This window comes from Blautia sp. MSJ-9 (assembly GCF_018919065.1).
Classification (GTDB): domain Bacteria; phylum Bacillota; class Clostridia; order Lachnospirales; family Lachnospiraceae; genus Blautia_A.
On record NZ_JAHLQG010000033.1, the window covers coordinates 26,565 to 47,488 of the forward strand.

Genomic DNA, 20,924 nt, shown 5'->3' on the forward strand with positions numbered 1-20,924 from the left:
ATTGACAACAATGTGAAATCAGATATGGGAAGAGAGAAAGAAAACCTGATATCTGGATAACGGATAAAGATAAAAAGGAAGTAACAACAATGGCTAGATTAAATGAATGTATATTATATCGTAACTTTGAACATGGTGAGATCCTGGACAAGATGGCAGAGCTAATGACTGCCTGGGAACAGAAATCACCGGATCTGAAAGAAAAAGAAGGACTGTTCTTTGAATGCGCCAACGGACTGGTGGAAACTGCCGGATCATACGGATTTTCCGGGAATTTGTGGCACTGTTATCTTACATTTCTTCTTGTAAATAATGAAAATGCATTCAGCACAGCCTGCGAGATCAGAGGTGCGGTAAATGGAAGTATCAATGAACTGGCACTGAATGATTTCGGAGTATTCAAAGAATTATATGATTTCGACCTGACAGTACTGGACGAAGCATTTGGCATTTCCTGCTGTAAGATACTGACAGATTACACAAATACAGGAAGCAACAGCAAGATGTTCAATTCTCGTATCAGAGACCGTATCTGCAGCCTGAGCAAGACTCTGGCAGAAGCAGAAACTACTGAAGAATTTATGAAAGATATGGTGCAGTTCTACAAAGATTTCGGCGTAGGCAAACTGGGCTTACATAAGGCGTTCCGTGTTGGACATGATGAGAATGACAATGTAGAAATCCAGCCGATCACAAGAATTGCTCATGTGAAACTGGAAGATCTGGTAGGATATGAAATTCCGAAGCAGAAGCTGATCGAGAATACAGAAGCCTTTGTAAGGGGCAGAAAAGCAAACAACTGTCTGCTCTTTGGTGATGCAGGTACAGGTAAATCCTCAAGTATCAAAGGCATCCTGAACCGTTATTATGATGAGGGACTTCGTATCATTGAAGTGTACAAGCATCAGTTCCAGGATCTGAATGATGTGATCGCGCAGATCAAGAACAGAAATTATAAATTCATTATCTATATGGATGATCTGTCATTCGAGGAATTTGAGATTGAATACAAATATCTCAAAGCTGTTATCGAGGGCGGTCTGGAGAAGAAACCGGATAATATCCTGATCTATGCAACAAGTAACCGCAGACATCTGGTAAGAGAGAAATCCAGTGATAAATTGGAGATTATGGATGATGACGATCTGCATTCCTCCGATACTGTACAGGAGAAACTTTCTCTTGTTTACCGTTTCGGTGTCCGCATTTACTACGGTGCACCGAGCAAAAAGGAATTCCAGACTATCGTCAAGGCGCTTGCAGAGAGAAATGGGATCAAGATGCCGGAAGAGGAACTGCTTCTGGAAGCAAACAAATGGGAACTTTCTCATGGCGGACTTACAGGAAGAACGGCACAGCAGTTTATCGACCATCTGCTGGGGGTTGCGGAAGAATAAATATAACAAAGCAAAGGGGGAACACATATGGCAGTTATGACATTTGCGGCCATTGACATCGGGTCTTATGAAGTGAGTATGAAGATCTTTGAGATGTCAAAGAGAATCGGGTTCCGGGAACTGAATGATGTCAGATACAGTCTGGAACTGGGCAAGGGCGTTTATTCCGGAGGAAAGATCGATTCAGAAATGCTGAATGTTCTGTGTGAGGTACTCAATGACTTTAAACGTCTGATGCAGGACTTTGGTGTAAATGAATACCGCGCCTGCGGTACCAGTGCATTCAGAGAACTTGCGAATCCGCTGATTATCCTGGAACAGATCTATCAGCGGACAGGACTTAAGATTGAGATTTTGAGCAGTGCAGAACAGCATTTCCTCGGATATAAATCTATTGCTGCCATTGAAAAAGGATTCAAGAAGATGATTCAGAAGGGAACTGCGATCCTGGATGTAGGAGGCGGCAGCCTGCAGGTTTCCCTTTTTGACAAAGATGCGCTGGTCACTACTCAGGGACTGAAGATGGGAAGTTTAAGAATCCGCCAGCGGCTGCAGGAACTGGAGAAAACAACCATTCATTATGATAAATTGGTTGAGGAATTTATCCGAAATGATCTGATGAGTTTCCAGCGTCTATATCTGAAAGACAAGGATATCAAGAATGTGATCCTGATGGGAGATTTCATCACAGATATGATCTTCCAGGAGGAAATGGAAGATAAGATCATTACAAGGGAAGAATTTATGAAACGCTATGAGGATACGGTAGGAAAATCTGTTGATCTGCTGGCTCAGGAAATGGAGATCGATCCGGAGTATGCGTCCCTTGTAGTGCCGACTATGGTAGTGTGCAGAAACTTTATCGATATTTTTAACGCAGAATCTCTCTGGGCTCCGGGTGTTTCTCTGTTGGATGGAATTGCATATGATTTTGCAGAGAAAAAGAAATTTATCAAGAGTGTGCATAATTTCGAGAATGATATTCTGGTTACCTCAAAGAATATCGCGAAACGCTATTCCAGCAGTAAGAGTCACATTCAGGGAACGATGAATCTCTGCCTGAATATTTTTGACAGCATGAAAAAAGTTCATGGCATGGGTTCAAGAGAACGTCTGTTACTGCAGATCGCGGCACTGCTCCATGACTGCGGCAAATATATCAGCATGGAAAATGTTTCTGAGTGTTCTTATCAGATCATTATGTCCACAGATATTATCGGTCTGTCCTCTCTGGAACGCCAGATGATCGCGTGTGCGGTCAGATTCAATAATTCTGCGTTTGTTCACTACGATGAACTTTACAGTATGGGAATGGCGATTGACAGAGAGAGCTATATCAAGGTAGCAAAGATGACTGCGATCCTTCGTCTGGCAAATGCCATGGACAGAAGCCATTATCAGAAAGTAAAAGGGATCAAGACAGCGCTCAAGGACAGAGAACTGCAGATGATCGTGGATTCCGCACAGGATATTTCCCTGGAACTGGGACTGCTGAAAGATAAAGTCGCATTTTTTGAAGAAGTATTTGGCATTCGTCTGGTTCTCAGGCGTAGGGGCAGAGCATAAAGGAGGATGAACTTATGGATCTTGGAAAATTTGAAAAAAAAGAGTATTTCGTAAACCGTGAGCTGAGCTGGCTCAAATTTGACGAGCGTGTTCTGAGTGAAGCAAGAGATAAAAATCTTCCTTTATTTGACAGACTGAAATTTTTAAGTATTACTGCATCTAACCTGGATGAATTCTTCATGGTGCGTGTGGCATCCCTTAAGGATCAGGTACATGCAGGATATCATAAGACAGACATCGCAGGAATGACTGCCAAAGAACAGTTAAAAGAAATCAGTGCCCGCACCCATGAACTGGTTCATGTACAGTATAATACCCTGAACCGTTCCCTGATCCCGGCGCTGGAGAAAGCAGGCATGCATCTGGTTGCTGCCCATGAAGATCTTACAGAAGAACAGATGGCATTTGTGGACAGATACTTTGAGGACAATGTATATCCGGTACTTACGCCAATGGCGATGGACTCTTCCAGACCGTTTCCGCTGATCAGAAATAAAACATTGAATATCGGCGCTCTGATCTCCAAGAAAGAGAAGAGTGATAAACTCAACAAGAAAGATAAAGCAGGAGAGCTTCTGTTTGCTACTGTACAGGTTCCGTCTGTGCTCCCAAGAGTGGTACAGATCCCGTCGAAGAAAGATGGCGATACCACAGTGATCCTTCTGGAAGAGATCATTGAAAGAAATATTGATAAACTTTTCCTCAGTTATGATGTGGTATGTGCACATCCTTACCGTATTATGCGTAATGCGGATCTTACCATTGATGAAGATGAGGCAGAGGATCTGCTGGTGGAGATTCAGCGTCAGTTAAAGAAACGCCAGTGGGGCGAAGTTATCCGTCTGGAAGTAGAGGATAAGATGGATGAACGTCTGCTGAAGATCCTGAAGATGGAATTTGATATCAAAGAGGCAGATATTTTCGAGATCAATGGACCTCTGGATCTTACCATGTTGATGAAAGTATATGGCACAGATGGTTTTGATGCTTACAAGACACCGAAGTATCAACCTGCACCTGTACCGGAATTTCAGAATGAGAAAGATATTTTCCAGGTGATCCGTGAGGGAGATGTATTCCTGCATCATCCTTATATGAGCTTCGACCCTGTTGTAAATTTCGTGCGTCAGGCAGCAAAAGATCCGGATGTTCTGGCTATTAAGCAGACTTTATACCGTGTCAGCGGAAATTCTCCGATCATTGCGGCTCTGGCACAGGCTGCAGAGAACGGCAAGCAGGTTTCTGTACTGGTAGAGCTGAAAGCGCGTTTTGATGAAGAGAACAATATCGTATGGGCGAAGAAACTTGAAAAAGCAGGATGCCATGTAATCTACGGCCTGGTAGGTCTTAAGACACACAGCAAGATCACGCTGGTTGTGCGCAGAGAAGAGACAGGAATCCGCCGTTATGTGCATCTGGCAACCGGAAACTATAATGATTCTACTGCTAAACTCTATACAGACTGCGGTATCTTTACCTGCGATGAACGTTTTGGCGAGGATGCAACAGCGGTATTTAACATGCTCTCCGGATATTCTGAGCCGAAACGCTGGAATAAACTGATCGTGGCTCCGATCTGGATGAAAGACAGATTCTTGAGTCTGATCGAGCGTGAGGCAGAGAATGCGAAAAAAGGTCTGCCTGCGCTGATTCGTGCAAAGATGAACTCTCTCTGCGATCCGAAGATCATTGAAGGACTGTATTATGCATCTTCCTGCGGAGTTCAGGTGGAACTTCTGGTAAGAGGCATCTGCTGTCTGAAAGTGGGAGTGCCGGGAGTCAGTGAGAATATTCATGTTCGTTCTATTGTAGGAGAATTCTTGGAACACAGCCGTATTTTCTATTTTGAAAACGGTGGAAGTCCGGAAATTTATATGGGAAGTGCAGACTGGATGCCACGTAACCTTGACCGCAGGGTAGAGATTGTCTTCCCTGTGGAAGATGAGAAGATTAAGAAAGAGCTGGAGCACGTACTTGATCTGGAATTTAAGGATAATGTAAAAGCTCATATCCTGCAGCCGGATGGAACTTATGTGAAGCCGGATAAACGGGGCAAAGCCCAGATTAACTCTCAGATGGAATTCTGTATTGAGGCAACTGAGAAAGCAGCACTTCATAAACACGAAGAAAAGAAATCCCGCGTATTCATTCCGGCAGAGCCTGCGGAGGATATAGAGGAATAAGAAACAAGAAACAGTCAGAAACAGAAATAAATAACTGGGAAATGCCATGGAAAGCGGTGAGGCTGCCATGGCATTTCTTTTCTGGGACAAAAAAATAAAAACTTTTTTGTGGCAAAAACCGCATAAATACAGGGCTTTTTGAACGAAAAATTCGAGAAAAATAAAAAAATTGAAATTTTTTTAAAAAAGTACTTGCATTTTAGAAAAAGATGGTGTATATTAAACGAGTCGACAGCGAAGAGCAAACGACAGACAAATAAATGGCCAGTTGGTCAAGGGGTTAAGACGTCGCCCTCTCACGGCGAAAACACGGGTTCGATTCCCGTACTGGCTGCTACGAAATAGTGAGAATTTAACCAGAGTTTCGACTCTGGTTATTTTTTTATCATAACGTGACATTATGGGTGGTATATCAGACGGATATGTTTACAGGAATTGCTGCAGCATCTCCGTCTGTCTGGTTTCCGGGGTAGCAGGTATGGGATATACGACAATTACATTTATGATATTTACGCTGCTGGTAACGACAGCATATTATATGTTTCCTGTAAAAAAGTATCAGTGGACCGTATTGCTGGTTGCCAGTTATGTTTTTTATTTATGGGCAAGCTGGAAATATGCTGCTTTTCTTTTATTTACTACATTTACAGTCCATTTTGCAGCACTTATTATGTATAAAAACAGCAGGATAGAGAAAGAAACGATAGTTCTTCACAACGGAGAGTGGAATCGGGAACAGAAAAAGCAGTACAAAGAGGAAATGAAGAAGAAGCGAAAAAGAGTTCTGATCATGGTGCTTGTACTGAATTTTGGAATCCTTATATTTTTAAAATATTTTAATCTGTTTGCCGGAGGAATGAACAGGTTTCTTGGAAAAGCTGGAATGACCGGTTCAGTTCCAATCTTACATCTGGTATTGCCGCTGGGGATTTCTTTTTATACTTTTCAGTCTGCCGGATATTTGATTGATGTTTACAGAGAAAAAACTGAACCGGAAAGAAATCCTGCAAAATATGCATTGTTTGTATCATTTTTTCCACAGATCATTCAGGGTCCGATCAGCTTTTATGATCAGCTGGCGCATCAGCTTTATGCAGAACGAAAATTTTCTTATGGAAATCTAAAACACGGTGCACTTCTGATGCTTTGGGGATATTTAAAAAAAATGGTTATCGCAGACCGGGCAGTCAGCCTGATCCAAATGGTTGCACCGGATTATACGCAGTATAATGGAACTGTTATCTTCATAACGGTTCTGGTCTATGCATTACAATTGTATGCAGATTTTTCGGGCGGGATCGACATATCCAGAGGGTTTGCGGAAATCCTGGGTATTGAAATGGCGGAAAACTTCCGCAGACCATATTTTGCAGTAAGCATTAACGATTATTGGAGGCGTTGGCATATTACATTAGGTGCATGGATGAAGAGCTATGTGTTTTACTCTCTTGCAATGTCAAAACGCTTTTTTAAAATGGGTAAAAACCTGAAACAAAAATACGGTGATCATGCAATCGGAGCTCATGTTGCAAAAGTACTGCCGGCAGGAATTGCTTCTTTTATCACTTTTTTGCTTGTGGGAATCTGGCATGGAGCAAATATGAAGTATGTGGCCTTTGGTGTTTGGAATGGTGGCGTGATTCTGTTGTCTGTTTTGATGCAGCCATTATTTAATAAAGCAATTGCCGGGCTGCATATTCAGACTCAAAAGAAGTCATGGCATATTTTTCAGATATTACGGACATTTCTGATCGTACTGGTAGGATATATGTTTGACATAGGCAATAATTTTTCTGCTGCAATGGATATGCTGGGACGTTGTGTTATGGATTTCAGTTTTGATATAAGTCAGATCACAGAGCAGATTACGTCGTGCGGTATGACATTGTATGATTATATGCTGCTTATATTTATGATTGTTTTAATCTTTTATGTCAGTCTGATACAGGAACGTCATCCTGATACAACAATACGGAAGCTTTTGGAGGAGAAATATCCAAAATTTCAGTGGATCGTGTTATTTGCAGGACTTCTCTGCATTGCCATATTTGGAATGTATGGACCCGGATGTAATGCAGCAGATTTTGTGTATATGCAGTTCTAGGATATATGATGAAAAAAAGAATTTTAAAACTAAGTTGCTTTGTCCTGATATTTATGTTATTCCTGAGTGGAGCAGCCGGATTTCTTAAGGTGAACAGTTTGCCGGATAGTGTGCGTATCAAAGGATTTTATCTGGAATCGGGGGATAGTCTGGATATGGTGACCATTGGAGCAAGTGAGACTTATACGTCAATAGCACCGGGGCTGCTCTGGAAAGAGTTCGGATTTACCAGTTATAATTATTCGGTGGCCGGAAGTCCGATCTCGATAGTAAAATCACAGGTAAAGGAGATTCTGGCTAATCAGGATCCGAAAGTAATTGTGATAGAGATCAATGGGGCATTGCAGGATGACGATGAATATCAGACAGATGAAAAACGACTGAGAAAATACATAGATAATATGCCATGGTCGGCAAATAAGATAAACACGATCATGGATATAGTGCCCGAGGATCAGCGGACAGAGTATTTCATACCTTTTTTAAAGTATCATTCAAACTGGCAGAGTCTGGATCTGTGCATAGCTGATTTTTATCTTCAGGCACGTATGAGGCTGGAAGGTGGCAGCCGGCTGAAGGGATTTCAGACAATATCCGGAGCAGAAGAAACCAAAAGTAAGGTAATAGATGTGACGGGCGATACTTCAGTACTTCCTTTGTCGGAAAAGGCAGAATATTACCTGCGCGACCTCCTTCAGTATTTAAAAGATGAAGGGATTGACAATGTTTTGTTCATGCGTGCACCGCACAGGATCACAAAGAAGAGCTATCCGTTTTATCAAAGAGCGAATGAAGCGGAAAAGATTATCAGAGAATATGGATTTTCTTATGTGGATTTTGAAACACAAAAGGATGAGATCGGACTGAATATGATGGAGGATTTTTATAATAATCATCATCTGAATCTGTATGGGCAGAAAAAGTTTACGGAGTATTTTGGAAACTACATGGTGGAATATTATGATCTGAAAGACAGTGTGCATTCAGAAAAGATCATAAAAAGCTGGGATAAATCTGCAGAGGATACAGAGGACTGTCTGGAGTATGTAAAAACCATGCTAAAAGATAAAAAAAGAAGTATCATTAATGAGGGATGGAAAGAAGCCAGGAGATTTCATCTGACAACAGAGGAGTAATATTGGAAAGGAAGAACGATATGGCCACGGATGAAGAACTTTATGGGCAATATCTGCGCGGTGATGAGACAGGACTTGAACTGTTGATAAAAAAATATGGTGATCCGCTGACCTTATACATTGATGGTTATCTGCATGACGTCCACGAAGCGGAAGATTTAATGATGGAAACCTTTTCCTGGCTGTTTACGAAAAAGCCCCGCATCCGGGATGGATGTTTTAAGGCTTACCTTTATAAAGCAGCGCGGCACATGGCTTTGCGTCACAAAAGCAGACGGCGGATTTTCTTCAGTCTTGACGACCTGACCAGAGAACCGGAGGCGCAGACACTGGTGGAGGAGGTCATCCGCACAAAGGAACGGAATCAGATCCTGCATCTCTGCATGGACGAGTTAAATTCAGATTATCGGGAAGCTCTTTATCTGACCTATTTTGAGGGTATGAGCTACCAACAGGCTGCTAAGGTCATGGGAAAAAGTGTGAAGCAGATCACAAATATGGTGTACCGGGGAAAAGAGCGTTTACGCGGATTATTGCAACGGGAGGGTATTACAGATGTTGAAAAATGAGGAACGGATTGCTGAGGTAAAACGGCGTATTGAGGAAAAAGAACGACAGCAGAGACTGCGGCACAGACGGATTGTCTCTGCATTCTGCATAGCGGCATGCCTTGCAGTAATCGTTGGTGTTTCCTTTGTCATGCCAGGTATTGTCGGACAGATTACGCCCGGTACTTCTTCTGGATTTGAAACGGCAGCAACAATTTTAGGCGGCGGCACCGCATTGGGATATATGGTAATCGGACTGCTGGCTTTTATTCTCGGCGTTTGCGTGACTATTCTGTGCTTCCGCATCCGCCAGCTGGACAAAGAGGAGCAGACGGAGATGCAAAAGGAGGACAATGGGGATGGAACTGTTCAGTAACTTTTTTCAATTCGCCGTTACCCTGCTGGGCTTTTGTCTGAGTGGTATCTGGTATCTGAAAGATCGAAAACAGACCTGTTTCCTGCTGACCTGCTTTTACGGATGCTTTGCCCTCGGCTCTCTTTACTGGACGTTGTATCTGCTTCTGTTTTCTGAAACACCGCAGGTCTTTTATGTGTCAGAGTTTGGCTGGGTAGCCAGCGTGATTTTCCTTTATCTTCTGCAATACACCCTTTCCTCTGCGGAGGAAAGAGACTTTTCGACACGGAAATCTCTGATAGCTCCTCTGATCGGCATTCCGCTTTGTGCGTTTTACTGCACCTTTGGAGATATTCTTTCCAATCTGCTCTGGTGTGGCATGATGATCGTTGTTTCTTATCATTCTATCCGGGGTCTTGCTTATGCGCAGATACAGACAGGAACAGCGTGTAAGATGCGGTATTTTCACATTGAGGTGCTGTGCTATGTGGCGGTGGAGTATGCTCTTTGGATCTCCGGCTGCCTGTGGCCGGGCTATTCCATTTCCGCTCCCTATTGCTGGTTTGATCTTTTGCTTACAGGCAGCCTGTTTGCGCTGCTGCCAGCCACAGGAAAGGCGGTGCAGGCATGACATATATTGAAAATGTATTTCTTTGCATGGCTTCGCCCCTGCTGATCGCGGCGCTGTGTATGGGAAAGCGGCAGAGAAAATTCTTTCTGTTCTGCTTTGCCGGAATGGGTGCATGTCTGCTTTCCGCATACATCAACACCTTTTTCGCTGCACTTTACAGAGCGGACACCTTTGCAGCTACCACAGAGATCGCCCCGGTGGTGGAGGAAGTGATGAAACTTCTGCCATTGCTCTTTTATCTGCTGATATTTGAGCCAAAAGCGGAGCGAATCAAAAATGCCGCTGTGATCACAGCCCTTTCCTTTGCCACATTTGAGAATGTCTGCTATCTGATCCAAAACGGAGCCGGACATTTTTCTTTTATTTTCTTCCGTGGTATTGGGACTGGAGCCATGCATGTGATCTGTGGAGCCATTGTCGGCGGCGGCCTTGCATATGTGTGGCAAAGAACATGGCTGAAGATTGCCGGAACCTGCGGCCTGCTGGGAGCGGCAATCACCTTTCATGCAATTTATAATCTCCTGATCGCCTACGGCGGTGCAGCACAGTATATTGCTTATCTGCTGCCTGTACTGATCCTGGCAGCGGGAAAACTGATCTTCCGCAGTTCGATACAATAATATAACCTGATTTTCCGCTTTTGGGAGCTGTTTCGGCAGCTCTCAAATTTTTTTGAAAAAATTTGATTTTCAGGTGAGAGTTTTTCGCTTTTTTTGTACCTATATAAGTGAAAGGACTTTTAAGACTGTTTTTGTGGAAGGAGGTTGGAAGGCATGTACGATACAGAAAAGCGTATCGAATTGGTAAAAAAGCGAATGCATGAATACCACCGCCGCCAGGAGCGGCGCACAGTCTGCCGTCTGTCCGTTCTGTGTACCCTGCTGTTCCTGTCCCTTGTGGGGGCAATGGGGATCATGCAAAGCCGGCCAATAAACGCCACGGGAATGTACGGCACAATTCTGCTGCATGAAGGCGCAGGCGGCTATGTGTTGGTGGCTGTCATTTCCTTTACTGTGGCAGTCGTGATTACCGCATTATGTATCAAATTCAGAAAAAAAGGACAAAAGAGTCAGGATGCAGAAAATCATGTATAAAGAAAGGAAAAGGTGGAAAGCATGAGGAAAAAGTTATTAGCCGGGATTCTGGCACTTGCACTGTGTTCTACAAATATGCCCCCCCAGACCATATTTGCGGAAGAATTTACTTCCGGAAATCAGGATGTAGTGTCTGAGGAAGAAACTCCGGAGAGTTTTACCAATGAGGAGCAGGAAACAGCAGGAGAGACAGATGAGGAACTGTCTGTATTCAGTTCAGAAGAGGTTCCTGAGTTCAATGATACCCCCGATGAGGCAATGGCTGCTGCGGAAAATGCACAAAATGGAGTAATTGATTTAACTGATGATATTGCGGGCGGAGTTTATACTATAACTTCGGCAGGAGATTACAAATTCACATGCAGTAATAGTCAGGAAACAGCAAATAGAATTGTAATTGATGGAGCAAATATTTCAAAGCAAGCCAACATCAACATTTATCTTGATAACGTAAATATCAATACATCTGCTGGTCCGGCGCTGCAAATTCAATCTAATGTTCAAGCTCAAGTCTATATATATTTGCAAAATGAAAATTTACTTTGTTCAACGCGGAGCTATACCGCAGGCTTACAGAAAAATAATCAGGCTAACCTTACAATAGATAACGCTCCAGACACTACTACAGGAATCTTAAAAGCTAGTGCTAGTTCTGGTGCCGGAATTGGTGGTGACAATGGTGGCTCTTGCAGTAATATTACCATTAATGGCGGTTCTGTAGATGCTAGTTCTCGTTATGGTGCCGGAATTGGTGGTGGCAATCTTGGCTCTTGCAGTAATATTATCATTAATAGTGGTTCTGTAATTGCTCGTTCTGTTTTTGGTGCTGGAATTGGTGGCGGCTATGGTGGCTATGGTATCAATGGTGGCTCTTGTGATACCATTACCATTAATGGCGGTTCTGTAACTGCTAATTCTGATTATGGTGCCGGAATTGGTGGCGGCTATGCTGGCTATGGTAGCAATGGTGGCTCTTGTGATACCATTACCATTAATGGCGGTTCTGTAACTGCTAATTCTGATTATGGTGTCGGAATTGGTGGTGGCTACGGTGGCGCTTATGGCAATGATGGTTCTTGCGATACCATTGCCATTAATGGCGGTTCTGTAACTGCACGAATTGGCTGCATTCCTCGCCAGAATTTAAATAGCACTGGTAATAATCCAGAAGTATATCTCTGTACTGTTTCTAATCCCCAAAAAAGAAAAATAAGTATAGATAATGTTGACTGGAAAACATATAATCATGTAAATGGTGAGTCTGTCGGGAACAACCTGTATGCATGGCTAACTGGAGCAAAGCACACTATAACTGTTGGAACTGAAGAAAGGAAGTATTCTTTCAATCAAGATACCAAGCAATTTAGTCGTATAAAAACAGATCCCACCGCTACCCAATTAGATTTTACACCGCAAAATTTTACATATAATAAAGATAACCCTGTTGATATTAGTAACTATATTAAATGGAAAGATGATGTCACCGGTCATGGTGAAATTACTCATGTAACGTATTTTAAAAAAGAAGATGGAACTTCACTCACAAACAGCCCCACAGATGCAGGTACTTATACTTTTAAGATTGATGTGAATGCAGGTGAATACTACAATTCAGCCCAACAGATATCTGCATCACCAGAATGGGAATTTGTCATTTCAAAAGCACAAGCACCTTCAAGCAAGCCAACCGATACTACAATATCCGTTCCATGGTCCTGCAAGAAAGTCGAAGATGTTAAGAACTGTTTCGAGGATGACTGGAAATGGAGTAATTCCGATATTTCTAAAGAATTGCCTGTAGGAAAGGAAATTTCTGCTAGAGCAGTTTATAATGGCGCAGATGCCGGTAATTATCTAGATGAATCCGTTGAATTCAAAATCACGAGAAGTGAATGCAAGCACGAACACACCGCCGGACGTTATTACTCCTCTCCATCCTGTACTTCCAGCGGATATAGCGGAGATACCTACTGCACAGACTGTAATGAAACACTTTCCTATGGTTATACCATTTCCGCATACGGTCATGACTATGACAATGGCGTTATCACTACAGAACCAACTACAGAAACTGACGGAATCATAACTTACACCTGTAAGTGGTGTAAACATCAGGATACAAAAACTCTCGGTAAACTTGGTGACGGGGAACCTTATATTGAGGGAAGTTTCCAGAAGAAAGGCTGGGATGCTGTCAATGATCTGATTAAGGCTTCCAAAGAAAAAGATACCATTTCCATTATCCTGAATGGCGCCAAGATACTTCCTGCCTCTGTCTTATCCGAGATAAAAGGCAAAGATATTTCCCTGAACCTTGATATGGAAAATGGTTTCATCTGGAAAATCAACGGTACTTCCATTACATCAGAAACACCTGCGGATATAGATCTTTCTGTTACAAACACAGCAGAATATATCCCGGCAGCATTATACAGCCTGATCTCCACAAACCAGAATGATTTCGGTTTCCATCTTGGAAGAAGCGGAGCTTTCGATTTCCCGGCTGTGCTTTCCGTAAAGGCAGATGCCTCCTGTGCAGGACTTATGGCAAATCTGTTCTGGTATGATGTTGAGAATGGGGTTCTGCAGTGTATCCAGACTGTAACTGTAGGCGGTGCATTTGAGCGCAGTATTCCATATGCCGACTTTACGCTTTCCAAAGGACAGGATTATTTCATAGCATTTGGTACAGAATCTCTCAATGGCAGAGTCATTCACACAGACGGAAGTATCACAGATGAAAACGGTGCATACCTGCGACCTGCAAACACAAAGATTTCCAGCTATTCCATTGACAGAAACAAGCTCACTGTCAGACTTTCCAAAGGATGTGCCGGCGCTCAGGGTTATGACTTCGTGATCAGCAAGAAATCAGATATGCTCAAAACCGGAAAGTTCAGCAAAACAGTTTCCTCATCCGGCAAGCCACAGGCATCTTTCAGATATCTTTCAAAAGGTACCTGGTATGTGGCAGCCCGAAGCTGGGTTCTGGATGCACAGGGCAATAAGGTCTATGGTTCCTGGACAAAGATCAAGAAGATCAAGATCATTGTTGTCACACCACAGCAGCCAAAGATCAAGAATATTACTGTAGAAGGAAACACTGTGACTGTTACTTACACAAAATGCAAAAATGCCACAGGTTATGAAATCCTGCTCGGAAACAAATACAAAACCTCCGCAGGTGAGAAATGCCCTGTAAAAAAATATCTGAAACGTACCGGAAACACCACTACTGTAACCTTTACAAACGTAAAGAAAGGTACCTGGTATGTGACCATACGGGCATGGAACCAAACCTCCAAAGATAAATCCAGAGTTTACAGTCCATACTCCACAATGAAGAAATTCAAGACAAAGAAATAGCTTCTGTTTCTTAAAGGATTCTGAATGAAATCTACCTGAAAAGAGACTTGTAATTTGCTAATAAAATATATATGACGACAACAGGAGGAAAGGTATCTGCCTTTCCTCCTGCCATTTTTCTTAGAGATTGTATTCTTTATATAACTGCTCACGTCTTTTGGCGTTTGTTGATACAATCGGGATTTCTTCAGTTCTCTGATCCTGAAGTAATCGAGTAATCAGGCTTCCAAGTCGAGTTTCACCCCTTGCCTGTCCAATTGCTTCTCCTTCTGTACGTCCCTCAGCTTTAAGTCTTTCAGATTCCAGTTCCAGAACTTTTCCGCCCATAATATCACCTATTCCTTTCCGGACATCTTCCTCCTTACGGAAAATATAATCCGCAACCTTTACAATTAACTTTGCCAAATCTGTATACAGTTCCGATTTACCTGTCTCCGTCAGTTCCTTTTCCAAATTTACCCTGATATCTTCATATTCGTTTAAAAGCATCTGGAATAATTCCGGATTGTTATTAAAATCATGTCCTTTTTTCTCGTATCTCATAATATAAAATGGCAACAGCATTAACAGGTTTTTTTCAAAGATGCTGTCTTTTGTATAATCAGCCATTTTTATAGCAGGTATGGAATATAAATATGTATTTCCATCTGGAAAAACTACATCTGCTTCCAGATAATCCGGCGTGTTCTCCGAACTTCTCAGAAACAGTACGCAGGACTTTGGAAATTCTATCCGGTATCTGCGCCCCTGCTTTTCAGCATGTTCTATGCCAATTGCAAAATCATATTCAATCATCCTTATTACCATTGTCATGTCATCTGTACTCTGACACTCGATATGGTACATTTTCCTTCCAATCAGCAGACAGGAATCTGTAATGATCTCTCCATCCTCCTGTTGATGTTCATTGCGAAGCTGTGTGATCTTCACATCTTCCGGATATGATGTGTGGAATACCTCATTGATCAGCGGTACTGCCAGATATGGCATCTTCTCGATCATTGTACGGAATACATCATCAAAAATCGTATTATTCATATAACACTCCTTTTTGTACTTATATTATAACATTTTGACGAGTTTTATTGAACACTTAATTTCTTTAAAATTATGTATTTTTATCTTTGGAATCAGTGGCAGATATTGCCTGAAAAATCACTTATAAGAAAGTATAGATTATCGTTTACATTTTTTACTATACAGCATCTATGGCTATTTATCAAGTCCATTTTGGGCGATTATTTTCCTGTTCTTCCTTAAATCCAGAGTTTACAGTCCATATTCCACAATGAAGAAATTCAAGACAAAGAAATATCTTCTGTTTCTTACAGATATTTCTACTGTAAAGATAATGCCAAACAGCCTTGCGGGCAAATGAAACAGTTGACAGCTGAAAAAACCAATGATAAGATAAATGCACTCAAATTATAACAGAACAGGCTTACAGTCAGAGAAGGATCAGAATTTCGGTTCTGATTATTTTTTGTGTTTTATTCCGTTGGCAAGGGAAAGTTCACACTTGAAAAAGAATAAAAATTCGGTTATAATACGAACAAATGTTTGCGGTGCAAAAAAATCATTCCCGGATTTACAGTAAGCAATCCGGTTGATATAAAGAAAGGAAATGTAACAGACATGGCAAAGAAAAACACCTATGATGCAGGGAGCATCTCTGTCCTGGAAGGTCTGGAGGCGGTTCGGAAGCGTCCGGGAATGTACATCGGAAGTGTTTCACGAAAAGGATTAAATCATCTCATTTATGAGATCGTAGATAACGCAGTAGATGAACATCTGGCAGGATACTGCAGTCTGATCCATGTGATTCTGGAGAAGGATGGTTCCTGTACGGTTACGGATAATGGAAGAGGAATTCCGGTAGATATGCATGAGAAAGGAGTGTCGGCAGAGAGACTTGTATTTACAACTCTTCATGCAGGCGGTAAATTTGATAATTCTGCCTATAAGACCAGCGGAGGACTTCATGGAGTAGGCTCTTCGGTTGTGAATGCCCTGTCTACATATCTGGACATTAAGATCAGTCGTGACGGATATGTGCATCATGATCACTATGAACGGGGAATCCCGACCATTGAACTTGAGGAAGGGCTGCTGCCGAAGCTGGGTAAGACCAGACAGACCGGAACCAGTATCAATTTCCTGCCGGATCCGGAAATTTTTGAAAAGACAAGATTCTCGGCAACAGAAGTAAAGAGCAGACTTCATGAGACGGCATACCTGAATCCGGAACTGACCATTCGCTTTGAGGATAAAAGAGGTGCAGAGGTCGAGGATATTACCTATCATGAGCCGGATGGTATCATTGGATTTATCAAGGATCTGAACCACAGTGCAGAAGTCCTGCATGATCCGGTTTACCTGAAAGGGGAAGCAGACGGCATTCAGGTAGAGGTGGCATTCCAGTTTACCAATGAATTTCGTGAGAATGTATTGGGCTTCTGTAATAATATTTACAATGCAGAGGGCGGTACTCATCTGACCGGATTTAAGACTACATTTACCACAGTCATGAATACTTATGCGAGAGAGATTGGCGTTCTTAAAGACAAGGATCCGAACTTCACAGGTGCAGATATCCGTAACGGAATGACAGCGGTTGTTTCCATCAAGCATCCGGAACCACGTTTTGAGGGACAGACCAAGACAAAGCTGGATAATCAGGATGCATCACGCGCAACCGGAAAGGTTGTAGGAGAGCAGATGGTACTCTATTTTGACAGAAATCTGGAGACTCTTAAGACCATCCTTTCCTGCGCGGAGAAAGCTGCCAAAATCCGTAAGACAGAAGAGAGAGCCAAGACCAATCTTCTGACAAAGCAGAAATATTCCTTTGACTCTAACGGAAAGCTGGCAAACTGTGAGAAAAAGGATCCGTCCAAGTGTGAGATCTTTATCGTAGAGGGAGATTCTGCGGGAGGTTCCGCAAAGACTGCCCGTAATCGTAATTACCAGGCAATCCTTCCTATCAGAGGTAAGATCCTGAATGTAGAGAAAGCAACCATTGACAAAGTGCTTGCCAATGCGGAGATCAAGACCATGATCAATGCATTCGGATGCGGATTCTCCGAAGGATACGGAAATGATTTTGACATTACAAAGCTTCGTTACGACAAGATTGTGATCATGGCTGATGCCGATGTGGACGGGGCGCATATTTCCACACTGCTCCTTACTTTATTCTACCGTTTCATGCCGGATCTGATCACTGAGGGACATGTGTATATTGCCATGCCGCCATTATATAAAGTCATGCCTAAGAAGGGACAGGAGGAATACCTGTACGATGATAAGGCACTGGAGAGATACAGACGTGCCCATAAACCGGGAAGCTTTACTCTTCAGAGATATAAAGGTCTGGGCGAGATGGATGCGGAGCAGCTCTGGGAGACTACTCTGAATCCGGAGACAAGAATGATGAAGCGAGTGGAGATTGAGGATGCGAGACTTGCATCAAGCGTGACAGAGATCCTGATGGGAAGCGATGTTCCGCCGAGAAAGAAGTTTATCTATGAGCATGCACAGGATGCAGAGCTGGACATCTGATTTTGCCGGAGTGTTATATGGAAATTAAGACAGATACATGGATATGTGTCTGAGATGGAGGAATGAAATAAATGGAAACAAAACAGGAGAATGTGATTCCCACCGACTATGCGGAGGTCATGCAGAAATCCTATATAGATTATGCCATGAGTGTTATTATCTCCAGAGCCCTGCCGGATGTGCGTGACGGATTGAAGCCGGTACAGAGAAGAACCCTGTATGATATGTATGAGTTGGGCATCCGCTATGACAGACCATATAGAAAATGCGCCCGTATCGTAGGTGATACCATGGGTAAATATCACCCACATGGTGACAGTTCTATTTACGAAGCACTTGTAGTAATGGCTCAGGATTTTAAGAAAGGCAGAACATTGGTCGACGGACATGGAAACTTCGGTTCTATCGAGGGTGACGGTGCAGCTGCCATGCGATATACAGAAGCCAGACTGGAGAAACTGACACAGGATGTCTTTCTCGAAGATCTGGATAAGAATGTAGTAGACTTTATGCCGAACTTTGACGAAACAGAGAAAGAGCCGGTGGTACTTCCTGTCAGAATCCCGAATTTGCTGGTAAACGGAGCAGACGGCATCGCGGTCGGCATGGCGACCAGCATCCCGCCTCATAATCTGGGTGAAGTAGTAGATGCGGTAAAAGCATATATGAAGAATAACGACATCAGCGTCAAAGGTCTGATGCGTTATCTCAAGGGACCGGATTTCCCGACGGGCGGTCTGGTAGTAAATAAAGATGATCTGCTCAAGATTTACGAAACAGGAACAGGTAAACTCCGTGTCAGAGGTAAAGTGGAGACAGTGAAGCTTAAAGGCGGCAGACAGCAGCTTGTAATCACTGAGATCCCGTACACGATGATCGGTGCAAATATCGGAAAATTCCTGAATGATATCGCATCCCTGGTAGAGAACAAGAAGACAACAGATATCGTGGATATCTCCAACCAGTCTTCCAAAGAGGGAATCCGTATCGTTCTCGATCTGAAACGTGATGCAGATGTAGAGAATCTTACAAATATGCTCTATAAGAAGACCAAGCTGGAAGATACCTTTGGCGTAAACATGCTGGCAGTTGCAGACGGCAGACCAGAGACACTGAGTCTGAAGCAGGTGATTGAGCATCATGTAGACTTCGTATTCGATGTAACAACCAGAAAATATACCACACTTCTGAACAAAGAGCAGGAGAAGAAAGAAATTCAGGAAGGTCTCATCAAAGCATGTGATGTGATAGACCTGATCATCGAGATCCTGCGTGGAAGCAAGAACAGAGAACAGGTAAAGAAATGCCTGGTCGATGGTGTGACAGAGGGAATCAAGTTCAAGAGCAAAGTCAGTGAGAAAGCTGCACAGAAGCTGCGCTTTTCAGAAAAACAGGCAGCAGCAATCCTGGATATGCGTCTGTACAAGCTGATTGGTCTGGAGATCGAAGCACTTCAGGCAGACTATGCAGAGACAATGAAGAACATTGCATTATATGAAGATATCCTGAATAATTATGATTCCATGGCAGAAGTAATCATGAAAGATCTGGACCAGATCAAGAAAGAATACGGAACCAAACGCCGTACAGTGATCGAGAATGCAGAGGAAGTTGTGTATGAAGAGAAGAAGATGGAAGAAATGGAAGTTACATTCCTGATGGACCGCTTCGGATACATGAGAATTATTGATAAATCTGCTTATGAGAGAAATAAAGAAGCTGCCAATGCAGAGAACAAATATGTATTTAACTGTATGAATACAGATAAGATCTGTATTTTTACAGATAACGGGAAGATGCACAGTATCAAAGTTGCGGATATTCCGCTGGTGCGTTTCAGAGATAAAGGAATGCCGGCAGATAACTTAAGCAATTATGATAGTGCACAGGAGCGAATGCTTTACGTTGCGCCGCTGGCATCCATAAAAGAAAATACACTTTTGTTTGTTACAGCAGCTTCTATGTGTAAGCTGGTAAGCGGTGCGGAGTTTGATGTGGCGAAGAGAACAATTGTATCCACGAAATTAGCAGAAGAAGATTCTCTGATCTTCGTAGGTTCAGCAGATGAGATGGAACAGGTAGTCCTCCAGAGTGAGGGTGGATACTTCCTCAGATTCCAGAAGCAGGATATTTCTTCTATGAAGAAAACATCCATCGGTGTGAGGGGAATGAAGCTGGCAGAAGGAGATAAGCTGGATCATGCATATCTTCTGGAAAGCCGCCAGGAATATACGATCACTTATCATGACAAACCTTATGTTCTCAACAAGGTGAAACTGTCCAAACGAGACAGTAAAGGAACGAAACCGCGGATATAAAATATTATTTTACGGTCTGAAAAACCAACAAATCCAGTAAAATCAAGGTTTTTACAGGAAAAGCCTTGCAATTGTAAAGAATTGGTGTTACAATACAGCTAAATTAGAACTTGTAAACATGGGAGTGGGCGTGAGCCCACTCTTATTTGTTGCATAGAAAGGCAGGTGGGAAAATGAGCAGACGGGAAGAATATGAAAAGCGCGCAGAGGAACTTCTGGCACCGATCGTAGAACAAAACGGTTTTGAATTGGTTGATGTAGAATATGTGAAGGAAGCAGGCAATTGGTATCTGAGAGGATATATTGATAAGCCAGGCGGAATTACAGTAAATGACTGCGAAGTAGTCAGCAGAGCATTCAGCGACAAACTGGACGAGAATGACTTCATCGAAGACAGTTACATTATGGAGATCAGTTCTCCGGGACTGGACAGACCGCTCAAGAAAGAAAAAGACTTTGAGAGAAACTTAGGAAAACAGGTGGAGATCCGTACCTACCGGCCAATCGAGAAACAAAAAGAGTTCTGCGGGGTTTTAACCGCATATGATAGTAACAGTGTGACAATCGATGAGGATGGAACCGAGCGTGTTTTTGACAAGAAAGACACAGCCCTGATACGCCTCGCAATAGAGTTTTAGTTGATAAATTCGGGAGGATAAGAAAAA

The 20,924-nt window shown here is 42.7% G+C and carries 15 protein-coding genes and 1 tRNA gene; 15 read left to right on the plus strand and 1 reads right to left on the minus strand.

Annotated features, from left to right (window positions below):
* Positions 1 to 89 precede the first annotated feature (89 nt).
* From KQI87_RS08855 to KQI87_RS08910, 12 genes are all read left to right on the plus strand, one after another.
* Complete coding sequence (locus KQI87_RS08855; protein WP_216459820.1) at positions 90 to 1,397, plus strand: ATP-binding protein; 1,308 nt, start codon at positions 90 to 92, stop codon at positions 1,395 to 1,397.
* Between the two features lie 27 nt (positions 1,398 to 1,424).
* Positions 1,425 to 2,963, plus strand: coding sequence for a Ppx/GppA phosphatase family protein (locus KQI87_RS08860; RefSeq protein ID WP_216459821.1), 1,539 nt, complete (start codon positions 1,425 to 1,427; stop codon positions 2,961 to 2,963).
* A 14-nt stretch (positions 2,964 to 2,977) separates the two neighbouring features.
* Positions 2,978 to 5,146, plus strand: coding sequence for an RNA degradosome polyphosphate kinase (locus tag KQI87_RS08865; protein ID WP_216459822.1), 2,169 nt, complete (start codon positions 2,978 to 2,980; stop codon positions 5,144 to 5,146).
* A 262-nt stretch (positions 5,147 to 5,408) separates the two neighbouring features.
* Positions 5,409 to 5,480 (plus strand) — tRNA-Glu (locus tag KQI87_RS08870).
* A gap of 66 nt (positions 5,481 to 5,546) precedes the next feature.
* Positions 5,547 to 7,250 (plus strand): MBOAT family O-acyltransferase, encoded by a 1,704-nt coding sequence (locus KQI87_RS08875; RefSeq protein ID WP_253292437.1) that lies wholly within the window; start codon positions 5,547 to 5,549, stop codon positions 7,248 to 7,250.
* Positions 7,251 to 7,348: 98 nt separating this feature from the next.
* Positions 7,349 to 8,386 carry a hypothetical protein gene (locus KQI87_RS08880; protein WP_216459823.1) on the plus strand — a complete coding sequence of 346 codons (1,038 nt, stop codon included), beginning with the start codon at positions 7,349 to 7,351 and terminating at the stop codon, positions 8,384 to 8,386.
* A gap of 20 nt (positions 8,387 to 8,406) precedes the next feature.
* Complete coding sequence (locus KQI87_RS08885) at positions 8,407 to 8,955, plus strand: RNA polymerase sigma factor (RefSeq protein ID WP_253292438.1); 549 nt, start codon at positions 8,407 to 8,409, stop codon at positions 8,953 to 8,955.
* Positions 8,942 to 9,310, plus strand: a complete 369-nt coding sequence (locus tag KQI87_RS08890) for a DUF4179 domain-containing protein (RefSeq protein WP_216459825.1) — start codon at positions 8,942 to 8,944, stop codon at positions 9,308 to 9,310. The genes KQI87_RS08885 and KQI87_RS08890 overlap by 14 nt, the downstream gene beginning before the upstream one ends.
* A complete protein-coding gene (locus tag KQI87_RS08895) occupies positions 9,294 to 9,920 on the plus strand; it encodes a histidine kinase (protein ID WP_216459826.1) in 627 nt (208 codons plus the stop codon). The genes KQI87_RS08890 and KQI87_RS08895 overlap by 17 nt, the downstream gene beginning before the upstream one ends.
* On the plus strand, positions 9,917 to 10,540 hold the full coding sequence (locus tag KQI87_RS08900) for a PrsW family glutamic-type intramembrane protease (RefSeq protein ID WP_019161654.1): 624 nt from the start codon (positions 9,917 to 9,919) through the stop codon (positions 10,538 to 10,540). The genes KQI87_RS08895 and KQI87_RS08900 overlap by 4 nt, the downstream gene beginning before the upstream one ends.
* A gap of 153 nt (positions 10,541 to 10,693) precedes the next feature.
* The gene (locus tag KQI87_RS08905) at positions 10,694 to 11,014 is read left to right on the plus strand and encodes a hypothetical protein (RefSeq protein ID WP_216459827.1); all 321 of its coding nucleotides are present in this window, start codon (positions 10,694 to 10,696) and stop codon (positions 11,012 to 11,014) included.
* A gap of 21 nt (positions 11,015 to 11,035) precedes the next feature.
* Positions 11,036 to 14,380 carry a carbohydrate-binding domain-containing protein gene (locus KQI87_RS08910; protein ID WP_216459828.1) on the plus strand — a complete coding sequence of 1,115 codons (3,345 nt, stop codon included), beginning with the start codon at positions 11,036 to 11,038 and terminating at the stop codon, positions 14,378 to 14,380.
* Positions 14,381 to 14,500: 120 nt separating this feature from the next.
* On the opposite strand, the gene KQI87_RS08915 is transcribed toward KQI87_RS08910, so the two are convergent.
* Positions 14,501 to 15,418, minus strand: coding sequence for a hypothetical protein (locus KQI87_RS08915; RefSeq protein WP_216459829.1), 918 nt, complete (start codon positions 15,416 to 15,418; stop codon positions 14,501 to 14,503).
* Between the two features lie 597 nt (positions 15,419 to 16,015).
* Here KQI87_RS08915 and KQI87_RS08920 point away from each other — a divergent pair.
* The 3 genes from KQI87_RS08920 to rimP all read left to right on the plus strand — a co-directional run bounded on the left by KQI87_RS08920 (position 16,016) and on the right by rimP (position 20,897).
* Positions 16,016 to 17,941, plus strand: coding sequence for a DNA gyrase/topoisomerase IV subunit B (locus KQI87_RS08920; protein WP_216459830.1), 1,926 nt, complete (start codon positions 16,016 to 16,018; stop codon positions 17,939 to 17,941).
* A gap of 71 nt (positions 17,942 to 18,012) precedes the next feature.
* Positions 18,013 to 20,259 (plus strand): DNA gyrase/topoisomerase IV subunit A, encoded by a 2,247-nt coding sequence (locus KQI87_RS08925; protein WP_216459831.1) that lies wholly within the window; start codon positions 18,013 to 18,015, stop codon positions 20,257 to 20,259.
* Positions 20,260 to 20,432: 173 nt separating this feature from the next.
* On the plus strand, positions 20,433 to 20,897 hold the full coding sequence (gene rimP, locus KQI87_RS08930; RefSeq protein ID WP_216459832.1) for a ribosome maturation factor RimP: 465 nt from the start codon (positions 20,433 to 20,435) through the stop codon (positions 20,895 to 20,897).
* Positions 20,898 to 20,924 lie beyond the last annotated feature (27 nt).